Raw genomic sequence first — 13,654 nt, 5'->3', positions numbered from 1 at the left:
CGATGTTCAAGTGGCTACTCGACAACAGCCTGGGCAACCGCATGCTGGTGATCATCGCCAGCCTGGTGCTGATGGCTTATGGCGCGTTCACGCTCACGCGCACGCCGGTGGACGTGTTCCCCGATCTCAACAAGCCGACGGTCACGATCATGACCGAAGCGGGCGGCATGGCGGCCGAGGAGGTCGAACAGCTCATCACCTTTCCGCTCGAGACGACGATGAACGGCCTGCCCGGCGTCGAGTCCGTCCGCTCGGTGTCGAGCGCGGGGCTGTCCTTCATCTATGTCACCTTCGACTGGAGCACCGAGATCTTCCTGGCGCGGCAGATGGTGTCCGAACGTCTGTCGGCGATGGAGGAAGGCCTGCCCGAGAACGTGATTCCGCGCATGGGGCCGATCAGCTCGGTGATGGGCGAGATCATGCAGATCGCGATCCCGGTCGACACGGCGAAGAGCACGCCGATGCAGGTGCGCGAATACGCCGACTGGGTGCTGCGCCCGCGCCTGATGGCGATCCCGGGGATCGCGCAGGTGATTCCGATCGGCGGCGAAGTGCGCCAGTTCCAGGTCCAGCCGGATACCCGGCGCATGGCGGCGCTGGAGATTTCGCTCGACCAGCTGGAAGCGGCGATCCGCGGCTTCTCGTCGAACACCTCGGGCGGCTTCCTGGAGCTCTCCGGGCGGGAATACCTCATTCGCCACCTCGGCCGCACGTCCAGCCTGGACGACCTGAAGAACCTCGCCATCACGGCGCGCAACGGCCAGCCGATCCTGCTGCGCCAGATCGCCGACGTCACCTTCGCGCCGGCGCTCAAGCGCGGCGATGCCGGCTTCGAAGGCAAGCCGGCGGTGATCCTCGGCATCCAGAAGCAGCCCACCGCCGACACCATCCACCTGACGCGGCTGATCGAGGATGCGCTCGACGAGATGAAACGCTCGCTGCCCGAGGGCATGGAAGCGCCGGAGGTCACCTTCCGCCAGGCAAGCTTCATCGAAGCCTCGATCAGCACCTTGCAGGGCAAGCTGATCGCCGCATCCCTGTTCGTCGCGGCGATCCTGTTCTTCTTCCTCGGCACGCTGCGCCCGACGGTGATCGCGCTCACCGCGATCCCGGTATCGATCTTCATGACCGCGCTGGTGTTCAAGTACTTCGGCCTGTCGATCAACACGATGACGCTGGGCGGGCTCGCAATCGCGATCGGCGGGCTGGTCGACGATGCGGTGGTGGGCGTCGAGAACGTGCTGCGGCGGCTGAAGGAGGACCGGGCAAGGCATCCGACCCACCGCCTGCACCCGATCGAGCTCGTCGCGCGCGCGACCATGGAAGTCCGTTCGGCGATCCTGTACGCGACCATCATCATCGTGCTGGTGTTCCTGCCGCTGTTCGCGCTGCCGGGCATGGAAGGCCGCCTGTTCGTGCCGCTGGGGGTGGCCTTCATCGTGTCGACGCTGGCCTCGCTGGTGGTCTCGGTGACGGTGACGCCGGTGCTGTCCTTCTATCTGCTGCCGCGGATGAAGTCGCTCGACCATGGCGATACGCGCCTGCTGGCCTGGCTGAAAGCGCGTTACCGTGCAGCGCTGCAAGGCGTGCTCGATCGCCCGCGGGCGGCCGTCGCGGCCGGTGGGCTAGCGGTCGTGGTCGCCGCGGCCGCGGTGCCTTTCTTCCCGACGACTTTCCTGCCGCCGTTCAACGAAGGCACCCTGCTGATCGGCATGCGCCTCAACCCCGGCGTGACGCTGGCGGAATCCACCGCGCTCGCCCAGCAGGCCGAAGTGCTGGTGTCGCAGGTGCCCGAGGTCACGCACGTCGGCCGCCGCAGCGGCCGGGCAGAGCTCGACGAGCATGCCGAAGGCGTGCATGTCAGCGAACTGGACGTCGGCCTCCAGCCGGCAGCGGAGCTGACCCGCTCGATGGGGGAAATCACCGCCGACATCCGCTCGCGGCTGGTGAATCTGCCGGCCGCGATCTCCATCGGCCAGCCGATTTCACACCGCATCGACCACATGCTGTCGGGCGTGCGCTCGCAGATCGCGATCAAGATCTTCGGCGAGGACCTCGACGTGCTGCGCGGCCAGGCGGATGCGCTGCAGGCGCGGCTGGCCGGCATTCCCGGCGTTGCCGACCTGGAAGTGGAGAAACAGGTGCTGGCGCCGCAGATCAAGGTGCGCATCGACTATGCGGCGGCGGCCCGCTACGGCGTGCCGGCACCTCAGGTGCTGGCTGTACTGCAAAGCCTGGTCGAAGGCGAGCGCATCACCCAGATCGTCGAAGGCGGCCGGCGCTTCCCGCTGGTCATGCGCCTGCCCGAATCCGCGCGTTCGATCGACGGCCTGGCGCAGATCCTCATCGAAACGCCGAGCGGGCATGTGCCGCTGTCCAAGCTGGCATCGATCGAGGATGGCGACGGTCCGAACCAGGTCAGCCGCGACGACGGCAAGCGCCGCATCGTGCTGTCGGCCAACGCGCAGCAGCGTCCGCTGTCCGAGGTGGTCGCCGACATCCGCGCCGCGGTGGCCGGCATGACGCTGCCGGAAGGCTACTTCATCACGCTGGGCGGGCAGTTCCAGGCGCAGGAGGAAGCCTCCCGCCTGGTCGGGATGCTGTCGATCGTGTCGCTGGTGCTGATGTTCGTGGTGCTCTACAGCCGCTACAAGTCGGTACGGCTGTCGGCGCTGATCATGGCCAACATCCCGCTCGCGCTGGTCGGCGCGGTCATCGGCCTGTGGCTGTCCGGCCAGCCGCTGTCGGTCGCGGCGCTCATCGGCTTCATCACGCTGGCCGGCATCTCGGTGCGCAACGGCATCCTCAAGGTCAGCCACTACATCAACCTGATGCGCATCGAGGGCGAGAACTTCGACCACGCGATGATCCTGCGCGGTTCGCTCGAACGCCTGTCGCCGGTGCTGATGACCGCGCTGGTGACGGCCTTTGCGCTGGCCCCTCTGCTGTTCGAGGCCGAACGGCCGGGCACCGAGATCCTGCATCCGGTCGCGGTGGTGATCTTCTCCGGCCTGATCAGCTCGACCCTGCTGGACACCTTCCTGACCCCCGCGATGTTCTGGCTCTTCGGCCGGCGCGATGTCGAGCGCCTGCTGGACGACCGGAACGCCGAGGCATTCTGAGCGCAGTACCCCCCGACGACACACGACCCCGAAAGGAGCAGACATGAAACTCTCGAAATTCATTGCCATCGCCGCCCTGGCGCTTGCCGGACCGGTCTTCGCCGCCGATGACCACGGTCACGACCACGACCATCCGCACGAGCACGCGGCGCTGCACGGCGGCGTGCTGGCCGAGGCCCGCGGCCTCGACCTGGAGCTCGTCGCCGCGCCCGACCGCATCCGGCTTCACGTCCGCGACCACGGCACGCCGGTCGATGTCTCCAGCGGCAGCGCCAAGCTCACGCTGCTTTCCGCCGCCGGCAAGCAGGACGTCGAACTGAAGCCGGCCGGCGACTACCTGGAAGCGACGGGCACCTTCAACGTCGGCGCCGGCACCAAGCTGGTGGCCGTCCTCAGCCTGCCGGGCAAGCCGGCGGCGACGGCGCGCTTCTCGCTGAACTGAGAACCTGCCGCCGCTACGCGAGCACCGTGGCGGCGGCTCGACCGGAGACGGAAATGCAGATGAAATCGATGATCGGAGGCCTTGTCCTGGCCGGCCTCGCCGCCCATGCCGGCGCGGGAGCCGATGTGGACAAGCATCCGCGGGAAGCGGGCTGGCGTGCGGGGACGGTGGTCGAGATTGGCCCGGCCCGGGCGCTGGAGCGGCCCTCGTACTACGATTGCCGGCGCGGTCCGGCTGCCGGCCAGGCGGATGAACCCTATGTCGTCGTCGCCTTCCTGCGCAACGGCCGGCCCTATGCACGCGCCGCGCCTTTGGCAGCGGCAGATGCGAGCCTGCAGGTCGGCGACAAGGTCTACGTCAATATCGAGGACTGCGGTGCGACGGTGGCGAAACGGGACTCATGAGTTCGCCCGGCGCTACAGCCACTTCGCCTTTCTGAACTGCCAGTACAGGAATCCGCCCAGCGCCGCGATCGTGGCCAGCGCCAGCGGGTAGCCGTACTTCCATTCCAGCTCGGGCATGTACTTGAAGTTCATGCCCCAGATGCCGGCCAGCGCGGTGGCGACGGCGAAGATGCCGGCCCAGGCGGCGAGGCGCTTGCTGATCTCGGTCTGGTCGACGGTGACCAGCGCCAGGTTGACCTGGATCGCGGTGGCGATGGTGTCGCGGATGCCGTCGAGCGAGGCGTTGATGCGGACGAGGTGGTCGAAGACGTCGCGGAAATAGTGGCGGCTCTTGCTGCAGACGTCGGGCACGCGGCCGCTGTGCAGCTTGCCGGCGGCTTCCATCAGCGGCGTGACGGCGTGCTTGAGCAGCGTGACCTTGCGCTTGAGGCGGTACAGGCGGCGGATGTTGGAGCGTGCGGCGCCCCTGGTGAAGATGCGTTCTTCCAGCGCCTCGACTTCGGTCTCGAGCTTTTCGATGTGCGGGAAGTAGCGATCCACCACCGCGTCCATCAGCGCGTAGAGCACGTAGCCCGGGCCCTTGGCCAGCATCCGCGGCTCGCGCTCGCAGCGGGCGCGCACGCCGGCGAAGTCGCGCGGGCTGTCGTTGCGCACCGACAGGATGTAGTTGGCGCCGACGAAGACATGGACTTCGCCGATGTGCAGGCTGCCTTCGCGCTCGTCGATCAGATGCATCACGGCGAACAGGCTGGTGCTGCCGTCGTCGCCATCGTTGTATTCCTCGACCTTGGGCCGCTGGTGGCCGTGGTTGGCATCCTCGACGGCAAGCTCGTGCAGGTCGAAGGTGCGCTTCATCACCGCCAGTTCGTCCGGCGTCGCGTCCTCGAGCGCAACCCAGACGAAAGTGTCCGGCCGCGTCAGGTAGTCGCCGATGCGCTCGACCGGCAGGTCGACGAGCTTGCGGCCGTGCTGGTAGGCGGTGCAGTTGATGAGCATGGCGGCCTCCGGTCGGTCAGGCTTTCACCGCGTCGAGTAGATCCTTCACGGCCTTGGCGCGGTCCTTCAGGTTCGGCAGCGCGGTGCGGCGCACGAGCTTTTCCGGGCCGGCCATCTTGATGCTGCGGTCCTTCTGGATCAGGAAGATGACCTTGACCGGGTCGATCGGCGCGTCCTTGGCGAACTGCACGCTGATCTGGGCGTCGGAGGCATCGAGCTTCTGTACCCCGTAGTCCTTGACGAGCATGCGCAGGCGGTGGGTTTCGAGCAGCGCGGTGGTCTGCGGCGGCAGTTCGCCGAAGCGGTCGATCAGCTCTTCCTGCAGCGCGCGCAGGTCCTCGTCGGTCTCGCAGTTGGCCAGGCGCTTGTACAGCGTCAGGCGTTCCTGCACGTCGGGGCAGTAGTCGGTCGGCAGCAGCGCCGGGGTGTGCAGGTTGATCTCGGACACCACTTCCAGCGGCTGGCTGAGGTCGGGCTCCTTGCCGGCCTGCAGGTCCTTGACCGCACGCTTGAGCATTTCGGTGTAGAGGCTGAAGCCGACCTGCTGGATCTCGCCCGACTGGTTCTCGCCCAGCACTTCGCCGGCGCCGCGGATCTCCAGGTCATGCATCGCCAGGTAGAAGCCGGAGCCGAGGTCTTCCATCATCGTGATCGCTTCCAGCCGCTTCTGCGCCTGGGCCGAGGGCTTGGCGCCCGGCTGGGTCAGCAGGTAGGCGTAGGCCTGGTGGTGGCTGCGGCCGACGCGGCCGCGCAGCTGGTGCAGCTGCGCCAGGCCGAAGCGGTCGGCACGGTTGATGATGATGGTGTTGGCGGTGGGGATGTTGATGCCGGTCTCGATGATGGTGGTGCACAGCAGCAGGTTGGCGCGCTGCTGGGTGAAGTCGCGCATCACGCGCTCCAGCTCGCGCTCGGGCAACTGACCGTGGCCGACGACGATGCGGGCCTCGGGTAGCAGTTCCTCGAGGTCGTTGCGCATGTTCTCGATGGTGTCGACTTCGTTGTGCAGGAAGTACACCTGGCCGCCGCGCTTGAATTCGCGCAGCACCGCCTCGCGGATCGTGCCGCGGCTGGAGGGCTGCACGAAGGTCTTGATCGACAGCCGCTTCTGCGGCGCGGTGGCGATCACCGAGAATTCGCGCAGGCCTTCCATCGCCAGCCCCAGCGTGCGCGGGATCGGCGTCGCGGTCAGGGTCAGGATGTCGACTTCCGAGCGCAGTTGCTTCAGCGCCTCCTTCTGGCGCACGCCGAAGCGGTGCTCCTCGTCGATGACGACCAGCCCCAGGCGCTTGAACTGCACGTCCTTCTGCAGCAGGCGGTGGGTGCCGATGATGATGTCGACCTTGCCTTCGGCCAGTTGCTGCAGGGCTTCGGCCTGTTCCTTGGCCGACTTGAAGCGCGACAGCTCGGCGATGCGCACCGGCCAGTCGGCGAAGCGGTCGGCGAAGGTCTGGTAGTGCTGTTCGGCGAGCAGGGTGGTGGGGCACAGCACGACCACCTGCTTGCCGTCCTGCACGGCGATGAAGGCGGCGCGCAGCGCGACCTCGGTCTTGCCGAAGCCGACGTCGCCGCACACCAGGCGGTCCATCGGCCGGCCGGACTTCATGTCGGCCACCACGGCGTCGATCGCAGACTGCTGGTCGAGCGTGGTCTCGAAACCGAAGCCTTCGGCGAAGGCTTCGAGGTCGTGCTGCTGGAAGTCGAAGCGGTGGCCGGGACGGGCGGCGCGCTGGGCGTACAGCGCCAGCAGTTCGGCGGCGGTGTCGCGCACCTGCATCGCGGCCTTCTTCTTGGCCTTTTCCCACTGGCCGGAGCCGAGCCGGTGCAGGTCGACCGCTTCCGGGTCGGCGCCGGCGTAGCGGGTGATCACGTGCAGTTGCGATACCGGCACGTAGAGCTTGTCGCCGTTGCTGTATTCGAGATGCAGGAACTCGGTGTCGCCCTCGCCGAGGTTCATGTGGATCAGGCCGAGGTAGCGGCCGATGCCGTGCGAGACGTGCACCACCGGATCGCCGACCTTCAGTTCCGACAGGTCGCGCAGCCAGCCTTCCATCGTCGCCGCCTTGCGGTTGTCGCGGCGCGTGCGGGTACGGGCGGTGGCGGCGTACAGCTCGGCTTCGGTGACGATCGCCAGCCCGGCCTCGGACAGCAGGAAGCCGCTGGCGAGCGGCGATGTGCCGAGCGCGAAGCGGACGTCACCTTCGATGAAGGCGCCGAAATCCGTCATCGCCTCGGGCTTCAGGCCGAACTCGGCGAGGAATTCGGCCATCGTCTCGCGCCGTCCCGGCGAATCCGCCAGCAGCAGGATGCGGCCGCCGCGCTGGTACCAGTCGCCGGCCTGGAAGGCTTTCAGCTTGTGCAGCGGGTCGGTGGCCTTGCGCTCGACCGACAGCTCGGGCAGCGGCCGGGCGATGGCCTCGCCGCCTTCGGCGCCGGCAACGGCACCCAGCACCAGGCGGGGGCGCGCCTTCAGCGCGCCGAAGAAGTCCTCGTCGCTGAGGAAGAGCTGTTCCGGCGGCATCACCGGCCGGCTGCGGTCGCCTTTCAGCAGGTCGTGGCGCGAGCGGGTGTCGCGCCAGAACTCGGCGATCGCCGCCGGCACGTCGCGGTGCAGCAGCACCGTGGTGTCGGCGGGCAGGTAGTCGAGCAGCGTGGCGGTTTCGTCGAAGAACAGCGGCAGGTAGTACTCGATGCCGGCCGGGGCGATGCCGTTGGAGACATCCTTGTAGATCGCCGCGCGCGTCGGGTCGCCTTCGAAGGTCTCGCGGAAGCGGCTGCGGAAGCGGGTGCGCCCGGCATCGTCGAGCGGGAACTCGCGCGCCGGCAGCAGGCGGATCTCGGTGGTCGGATAGACGGTGCGCTGGGTGTCCGGATCGAAGGTCTTGATGCTCTCGACTTCGTCGTCGAACAGGTCGATGCGGAAGGGCAGCGGCGAACCCATCGGATACAGGTCGACCAGGCCGCCGCGCACCGAGAACTCGCCCGGGCTGACCACCTGGGTGACGTGGGCGTAGCCGGCCAGCGTCATCTGCGCCTTCAGCGCCTCGACGTCGAGGCGCTCGCCCTGCTTCAGAAAGAAGGTGTAGGCCGCCAGGTAGGACGGCGGCGCCATGCGGTAAAGCGCGGTGGAGGCGGGCACCAGCACCACGTCGGCCTCGCCGCGGCTGATCGCGTACAGCGAGGACAGCCGCTCGGAGATCAGGTCCTGATGGGGCGAGAAGTTGTCGTAGGGCAGCGTCTCCCAGTCGGGCAACAGGTGCAGCCGCAGTTCGGGCGCGACCCAGCGGATCTCGTCCTGCAGGCGCTGGGCGTCGAGCGGGTTGGCGGTGACGACGAGCAACCGGCCGGCGCGTGCCGCCAGCGCGGCGACCGCCAGCGCATCGGCCGAGCCGGCGAAGGCGGGAAGCTCGAGGCGGGCGCCGGGCCTGGGCAGCGCACAGGCGGCGAGCAGGGGCAGCAGCGGATCGAGGGGGGAGGGGAGCTGGGAAGGGGACTGAGGGGAGGGCATTGCACCGGTGTTGCGCGTTCTGGAGACGCGATTATAGAGAGTGCCCGGGCGGCCGTTGCCCGCCGCCTTCGTCCGCCAGCGGGTTTTTCATCATGGAGCGGCCATTGCCTGCTTTCATTACGTTGACGTTAACGTAATTTTCGACACATCATCCCGCGAACGAAAACAAGAAGGGTGGTGCATGATGTGCCGGCGCCATCATGCGGCCCCCCACCCCCCAGCCCAGGAGAACGATTCGAGTGCTTCACGACATCGACACCCGCGACCATTGGATCGAGGCCGGCGGCGCCCGCCTGTATGCACGTGAATGGTCGCCGCCCCCGTCGGGCCGCGATCGCACCCCGATCGTGCTGCTGCACGATTCGCTCGGCAGCGTGGAGCTGTGGCGGGATTTCCCCGCGGCCCTGTGCGCCGGCACCGGCAGGCGGGTACTGGCCTACGATCGCCTCGGCTTCGGCCGTTCCGATGCGTATTCGGGCAGACTCCCGTTGGACTTCATCGCGGCCGAGGCGGAGACGGGCTTTGCAGCGCTGCTGCGGCAACTGGAGATCGGCCGTTTCATCCTGTTCGGCCACAGCGTCGGCGGCGGCATGGCGGTGAATTGCGCCGTCCGCCATGCCGGTGATTGTGCGGCGCTCATCACCGAGTCGGCCCAGGCTTTCGTCGAGGACCGGACCGTCGCGGGCCTCGAGGAGGCCCGCGAGCTGTTCAAGGACCCGGTGCAGCGCGAACGGCTGGCGAAATACCATGGAGACAAGGCAGAGTGGGTGCTGGAGGCCTGGATCGGCACCTGGCTGAGCCCCGTGTTCGCGCCTTGGTCCTTGAGGCCGGTGCTGCCTCGGGTCGAGTGTCCACTGCTCGCCATTCATGGCGCGGAGGATGAATACGGCAGCCCGCGCCACCCGGAGCTGATCGGCGAACTTGCCGGCGGTCCGGCACGTGTCGAGATCATGCCCGGCATACGGCATGTGCCTCACCGTGAATGCCCCGAGCAGGTGATCCGACTGGTTTCGCGTTTTCTCGACGGCGTCGCCTGAAGGCGGCGGCTTTCAACAATCCTGTCCGTTCCCGAGGTTCCTCGCATGAGCAGCTCCCTCCAGTCAGCAGTCGACGAAGTCATCAACAGCCGTTATTCCTGCCGCGCCTTCCTGCCGCGCGCCGTGCCTCGGGAGACGATTGCCGAGATCCTCGCCGTGGCTTCGCGCGCGCCGTCCGGCACCAACATCCAGCCGTGGAAGGTCTGGGTCCTGACCGGGGAAACCAAGGCCAGGGTGTCCGACAAGATACTCGCCGTGTTCGACGATCCCGGCGAGGCCGCGACCCACGTCGAGCCCTATGTCTATTACCCCAGGGAGTGGGTGTCGCCCTACGTCGAGCGCCGCCGCCAGGTCGGCAGGCAGTTGTACAGCCTGCTGAACATCCAGAAAGGCGATGCGCAGCGCATGCACGAGCAGTTCGCCCGCAACTACAAATTCTTCGACGCGCCGGTCGGCCTGATCTTCAGCGTCAACAGCATCATGGAGCAGGGTTCGTGGCTCGACAGCGGAATGCTGCTGCAGAACGTCATGCTGGCGGCAAAGGCGCGCGGGCTGGACACCTGCCCCCAGGTCGCGCCGATCCAGTTCCATCGCATCATCAAGCAGGAGCTCGGCATTCCCGACAGCGAAGTCCTGATCTGCGCGATGTCGATGGGCCACGCCGATCCGGAGGCGCCGGAGAATGCCTTGCGCACGGAACGCATGGCGCTCGACGAGTGGGTCAGCTTCCGCGACTGAGGGGGATGCCGGGCGCTCAGGCGGACCGAGGCGGCTGCCCGGGATCGGTTTCGTCCGCCGGCGGGAGATGGGATGCCAGCCAGTCGCTGGCGGCCTGTGCGGCGTGCCGCTGCCGATCGTGCTCGCCGGCAGCCGGCAGCGCCAGCCAGTCGCGCTCGCCCTGGAGCAGCGCGTAGGCGGATGCCAGCATCGGCGCATCCGGGCTTTCCGGCACGACGACGAAGCGTGCCGGCGTGCGGACCGCACGCAGCGGGGCTGCGCCGGCGAGGTCGGGCCGTCCGCCGAGGCAGGCGATCGAGGTGAAGCTTTCCGGTGCGTTGACTGCCGCGCGGATCGCCGCGGCGCACCCGGTGCCGTCAGCGACGAGGCCGAGCGGAAGGCGGTCGAGCGATGGCTGGTGGATGGCCCAGTCCACCGCGGCGAGGATGCGTTCGGTGAGGCGCGGAATGTTGAAAGCGGCATCGGCATCGTGCAGCGCTTCGTCGCCGGTCAGCAGTTCGACCGTCATCGTCGCGAAGCCGGCGGCCTGCAGTGCCGGCCCCAGCGGTCCGGGTGCGCCGTCGAGCGGAGACTGCTCCAGCGAGCGGCCCGATGAATGGATGCACAGCGCCAGCGCCCGCACGTCCGGTGCGTGGGCAAGCATGCCGGTCAGCCAGTCGCCATGCGCCGGAATGCTGAGCGGAGTGTGGCGCAGCTTCACGATGCGGGCTTCCCGTCGCTGCGCCAGCTGCTGACGCCGTAGCGTGCCGCCATCAGCCCGTCCACCGGGCGTTCGAGCGGAATGCCGGCTTTCTCCTTGAGCGCGGCGAGGAACAGCTCCGGCCGCGGCAACCGGGTCCACATGTGCGGCAGCAGCGTGACGCCACGGCAACCGGTAAACAGCATCACGCCGTCCTGCTGCGGGCGCAGTTGGCGAAGCAGGTCGGCCTCGTCGGCAAAATCGATGAACTCGGGCTCGTCCAGCAGCGAAACCTCGATTTCCGCCTGTGCGAATGCCGCCGCGTCGAGCGCCGGAAAGCGGGGATCCTGGCAGGCGGCGATTGCGTTGGCGACCACGTCGGCCGCCAGCGAGCGGCTGCGCCGCATGCTGCCGACGCTGCCGCGCAGTTCGCCCGCCACGATCAGGGTTACGAAAGTGGCGCCGCGTTCGTCGAGCGCGGGGTCATCGCCCGGCGCGGGTGCGGGGCCGAGCCCGAGATGGTGGGCGATGGCCTCGCGCGCCAGGCGCAGCAGTTGCGGGCCGAGGTCGGTGTCGGGGGTGGCTTCGGTCCGGGGCTGGGCGAGTGGCATGGAAAGGAGGAGGGCGGATGGCAGGCCCCCGAATCATACCTCCACGCCTCGCAGAATGCGGCCCGGCGCCGTCGGGCGCGGTTAGAATGCGCGCCATGCAAAACACACAAGCCCGCCCCCGGGCCCGCCATTTCGCCATCGTGCCCGCCGCGGGCAGCGGCTCGCGCATGGGCGCTGCGCGGCCCAAGCAGTATCTGCCGCTGCTGGGCCGTCCGCTGATCCATCACGCCTTGTCGGTGCTGTGCGCTTCGCCGGACATCGACAAGGTCTTCGTCGTGCTGTCGGTGGATGATGCCGAGTGGTCGCGGCACGACTGGTCGGTGCTGGGCGGCAAGCTCGTGCCGCTGTTCTGCGGCGGTGCGACGCGGGCGGACAGCGTGCTCGGCGGCCTGCGTGCGATCTCGAAGGAGGCCGCGCCATCCGACTGGGTGCTGGTCCATGATGCTGCGCGGCCCTGCCTGGCGGCATGGCATATCGACAAGCTGGTGCGCGAACTGGCGCACGACGAAGTCGGCGGGCTGCTGGCGGTGCCGGTGGCCGACACGCTGAAACGGGCCGACGACCACCGCCACGTCGCCGCCACGGTGCCGCGCGACAGCCTGTGGCAGGCGCAGACGCCGCAGATGTTCCGCTACGTGATGCTGCGCCGGGCGCTGGAGGGCGCATCCGACGTCACCGACGAGGCCAGCGCGATCGAAGCCGCCGGCCTGCGCCCCCGCCTGGTGCAGGGCGACGCCACCAATCTGAAAGTCACCTATCCGCTCGATCTGCACCTGGCCGAGTGGATTCTGCAGAACCGCGAAGGAGCCAGGCAATGAATGTTCCGTTCCGCATCGGCCAGGGTTTCGACGTCCACGCCTTGGTGCCCGGCCGGCCGCTGATCATCGGCGGCGTGACGATTCCCTTCCCGCGCGGCCTGCTCGGCCACTCCGATGCCGACGTGTTGCTGCACGCCGTCACCGATGCCTTGCTGGGGGCGGCCGGCCTGGGCGACATCGGCAGGCTGTTTCCCGATACCGATCCGCAGCATGCCGGTGCCGACAGCCGCGTGCTGCTGCGCGAAGCCTTCGCCCGCGTGCGTGCGGCGGGCTGGCAGGTGGTCAACATCGACGCCACCATCATCTGCGCCGCGCCGAAGATCATGCCCCATGCGCCGGCGATGGTCGCCAACATCGCTGCCGACCTCGACATGGACGCAAGCGCGATCAACATCAAGGGCAAGACCACCGAGAAGCTCGGCTTCACCGGACGTGGAGAAGGGATCGCGACCCAGGTCGTGGCCTTGCTGGCGCGCGCCGACGGGGCCGCCTGAAACGGCAGCGGGGCCGCGTGTCTGGCACGCCGGCCCCGCGCTCTGCGTAACGGCGCCGGGTATCGCACCCCTTGCGCCGTCGAGCCTCCTGGACGGAGGCTTGTCGGAAATGAATCGGAATGGTTCAGATCGAATCGAGTGGGATGTCGTATCCGCTCAAATGAATCCTCCTCCGAAAACGCCGTTCCTGCGGCATTACAGATAGATTTACAGATAGATCGCCGAAGCGAGCCGCTGGCTCAGTTCCGGCTCGGTCGTCTTGGTGTAATCCTTTTCGAAGCGGTCGCTGATCAATTGCGCCGTCGGGCCGTCGATCACGGTGTTGAGCATGCCCATGAAAGCCGGCGGCGCGACCAGGATGGCGCGCTTGAAGGCGTTCGCCGCCCGCCCCTGGTACAGGGCCTGGGCGATCTCCTGGGCGAAGACCCTGGCTTCGTGCTGTTTCGGGAGTGTCTGTGGCTGCATCGATCCGCCACCGCCGTTGGCACCCATCGCGCCCGAGCGGTCGGTGACGAGTTCAGAGTTCTTCTGCCTGCTTTCCGGGTGGATCAGTTCCTTGACCAGCGTGAGTCCCTTGTTGGGACCGAGATTCGCATACAGCTTCGCCAGGCTGGCGTTGGCAACCAAAATCCAGGTTATTGCCATGAGACGACCTCCGTTGCGTGAAAAGGATGACGTACCGTGCCATGCACCAAAGGGGTGCCGATGGAGCGGCACTCGTTCAGCTTAGTCACTCGTTTCGATCCTGCCAAACTCATTTGGTATCACAGTGTGGAAGCGCGTTTCGATGAACGGATTGCATCCCGCA

Annotated in this window: 12 protein-coding genes; 7 read left to right on the top strand and 5 right to left on the bottom strand. The window is 67.7% G+C overall.

Annotated elements, in window-relative coordinates; genetic code table 11:
- Window positions 1-2: 2 nt before the first annotated feature.
- From NX068_RS02270 to NX068_RS02260, 3 genes are read left to right on the top strand one after another with little or no spacing between them, the layout of a single operon-like run.
- Window positions 3-3,122, top strand: a complete 3,120-nt coding sequence (locus NX068_RS02270) for an efflux RND transporter permease subunit (protein WP_263459668.1) — start codon at window positions 3-5, stop codon at window positions 3,120-3,122.
- A gap of 43 nt (window positions 3,123-3,165) precedes the next feature.
- Window positions 3,166-3,564 (top strand): ATP-binding protein, encoded by a 399-nt coding sequence (locus NX068_RS02265; protein ID WP_263459667.1) that lies wholly within the window; start codon window positions 3,166-3,168, stop codon window positions 3,562-3,564.
- Between the two features lie 59 nt (window positions 3,565-3,623).
- Window positions 3,624-3,968, top strand: coding sequence for a hypothetical protein (locus NX068_RS02260; protein ID WP_263459666.1), 345 nt, complete (start codon window positions 3,624-3,626; stop codon window positions 3,966-3,968).
- Between the two features lie 12 nt (window positions 3,969-3,980).
- On the opposite strand, the gene NX068_RS02255 is transcribed toward NX068_RS02260, so the two are convergent.
- Window positions 3,981-4,964 (bottom strand): magnesium and cobalt transport protein CorA, encoded by a 984-nt coding sequence (locus tag NX068_RS02255; RefSeq protein ID WP_263459665.1) that lies wholly within the window; start codon window positions 4,962-4,964, stop codon window positions 3,981-3,983.
- 16 nt (window positions 4,965-4,980) lie between these two features.
- A complete protein-coding gene (gene mfd / locus NX068_RS02250) occupies window positions 4,981-8,469 on the bottom strand; it encodes a transcription-repair coupling factor (RefSeq protein ID WP_263459664.1) in 3,489 nt (1,162 codons plus the stop codon).
- Window positions 8,470-8,708: 239 nt separating this feature from the next.
- On the opposite strand from mfd, the gene NX068_RS02245 reads away from it, so the two are divergent.
- The gene (locus NX068_RS02245) at window positions 8,709-9,506 is read left to right on the top strand and encodes an alpha/beta fold hydrolase (protein ID WP_263459663.1); all 798 of its coding nucleotides are present in this window, start codon (window positions 8,709-8,711) and stop codon (window positions 9,504-9,506) included.
- A gap of 45 nt (window positions 9,507-9,551) precedes the next feature.
- The gene (locus NX068_RS02240) at window positions 9,552-10,244 is read left to right on the top strand and encodes a nitroreductase (RefSeq protein WP_263459662.1); all 693 of its coding nucleotides are present in this window, start codon (window positions 9,552-9,554) and stop codon (window positions 10,242-10,244) included.
- 16 nt (window positions 10,245-10,260) lie between these two features.
- Here the strand turns inward: NX068_RS02240 and NX068_RS02235 are convergent, their stop codons facing one another.
- Window positions 10,261-10,944: a dienelactone hydrolase family protein gene (locus NX068_RS02235; RefSeq protein WP_263459661.1), complete on the bottom strand. Its 684-nt coding sequence runs from the start codon at window positions 10,942-10,944 to the stop codon at window positions 10,261-10,263.
- Window positions 10,941-11,534 (bottom strand): AmmeMemoRadiSam system protein A, encoded by a 594-nt coding sequence (gene amrA / locus NX068_RS02230; protein WP_263459660.1) that lies wholly within the window; start codon window positions 11,532-11,534, stop codon window positions 10,941-10,943. Before amrA ends, NX068_RS02235 begins: the two co-directional genes overlap by 4 nt.
- A gap of 86 nt (window positions 11,535-11,620) precedes the next feature.
- Here amrA and ispD point away from each other — a divergent pair, with 86 nt between their 5' ends.
- Entirely contained in the window at window positions 11,621-12,352 is a 732-nt protein-coding gene (gene ispD, locus NX068_RS02225) for a 2-C-methyl-D-erythritol 4-phosphate cytidylyltransferase (RefSeq protein WP_263459659.1), read from the top strand.
- A complete protein-coding gene (ispF, locus tag NX068_RS02220) occupies window positions 12,349-12,846 on the top strand; it encodes a 2-C-methyl-D-erythritol 2,4-cyclodiphosphate synthase (RefSeq protein ID WP_263459658.1) in 498 nt (165 codons plus the stop codon). Before ispD ends, ispF begins: the two co-directional genes overlap by 4 nt.
- A 207-nt stretch (window positions 12,847-13,053) precedes the next feature.
- On the opposite strand, the gene NX068_RS02215 is transcribed toward ispF, so the two are convergent.
- Window positions 13,054-13,491, bottom strand: a complete 438-nt coding sequence (locus NX068_RS02215) for a host attachment protein (protein ID WP_263459657.1) — start codon at window positions 13,489-13,491, stop codon at window positions 13,054-13,056.
- Window positions 13,492-13,654 lie beyond the last annotated feature (163 nt).

Source organism: Thauera carbonicopians (genome assembly GCF_025699485.1).
GTDB lineage: Bacteria > Pseudomonadota > Gammaproteobacteria > Burkholderiales > Rhodocyclaceae > Thauera.
Note: the sequence above shows the minus strand (reverse complement) of the source record. Positions and strands in the feature narration are given on the sequence as shown.

Bases quoted from the DNA above. Each gene is read 5' to 3' on its own strand.
- NX068_RS02270 (WP_263459668.1), top strand. From the start codon at position 3: ATGTTCAAGTGGCTACTCGACAACAGCCTGGGCAACCGCATGCTGGTG.
- NX068_RS02265 (WP_263459667.1), top strand. From the start codon at position 3,166: ATGAAACTCTCGAAATTCATTGCCATCGCCGCCCTGGCGCTTGCCGGA.
- NX068_RS02260 (WP_263459666.1), top strand. From the start codon at position 3,624: ATGAAATCGATGATCGGAGGCCTTGTCCTGGCCGGCCTCGCCGCCCAT.
- NX068_RS02255 (WP_263459665.1), bottom strand. From the start codon at position 4,964: ATGCTCATCAACTGCACCGCCTACCAGCACGGCCGCAAGCTCGTCGAC.
- mfd (WP_263459664.1), bottom strand. From the start codon at position 8,469: ATGCCCTCCCCTCAGTCCCCTTCCCAGCTCCCCTCCCCCCTCGATCCG.
- NX068_RS02240 (WP_263459662.1), top strand. From the start codon at position 9,552: ATGAGCAGCTCCCTCCAGTCAGCAGTCGACGAAGTCATCAACAGCCGT.
- amrA (WP_263459660.1), bottom strand. From the start codon at position 11,534: ATGCCACTCGCCCAGCCCCGGACCGAAGCCACCCCCGACACCGACCTC.
- ispD (WP_263459659.1), top strand. From the start codon at position 11,621: ATGCGCGCCATGCAAAACACACAAGCCCGCCCCCGGGCCCGCCATTTC.
- ispF (WP_263459658.1), top strand. From the start codon at position 12,349: ATGAATGTTCCGTTCCGCATCGGCCAGGGTTTCGACGTCCACGCCTTG.
- NX068_RS02215 (WP_263459657.1), bottom strand. From the start codon at position 13,491: ATGGCAATAACCTGGATTTTGGTTGCCAACGCCAGCCTGGCGAAGCTG.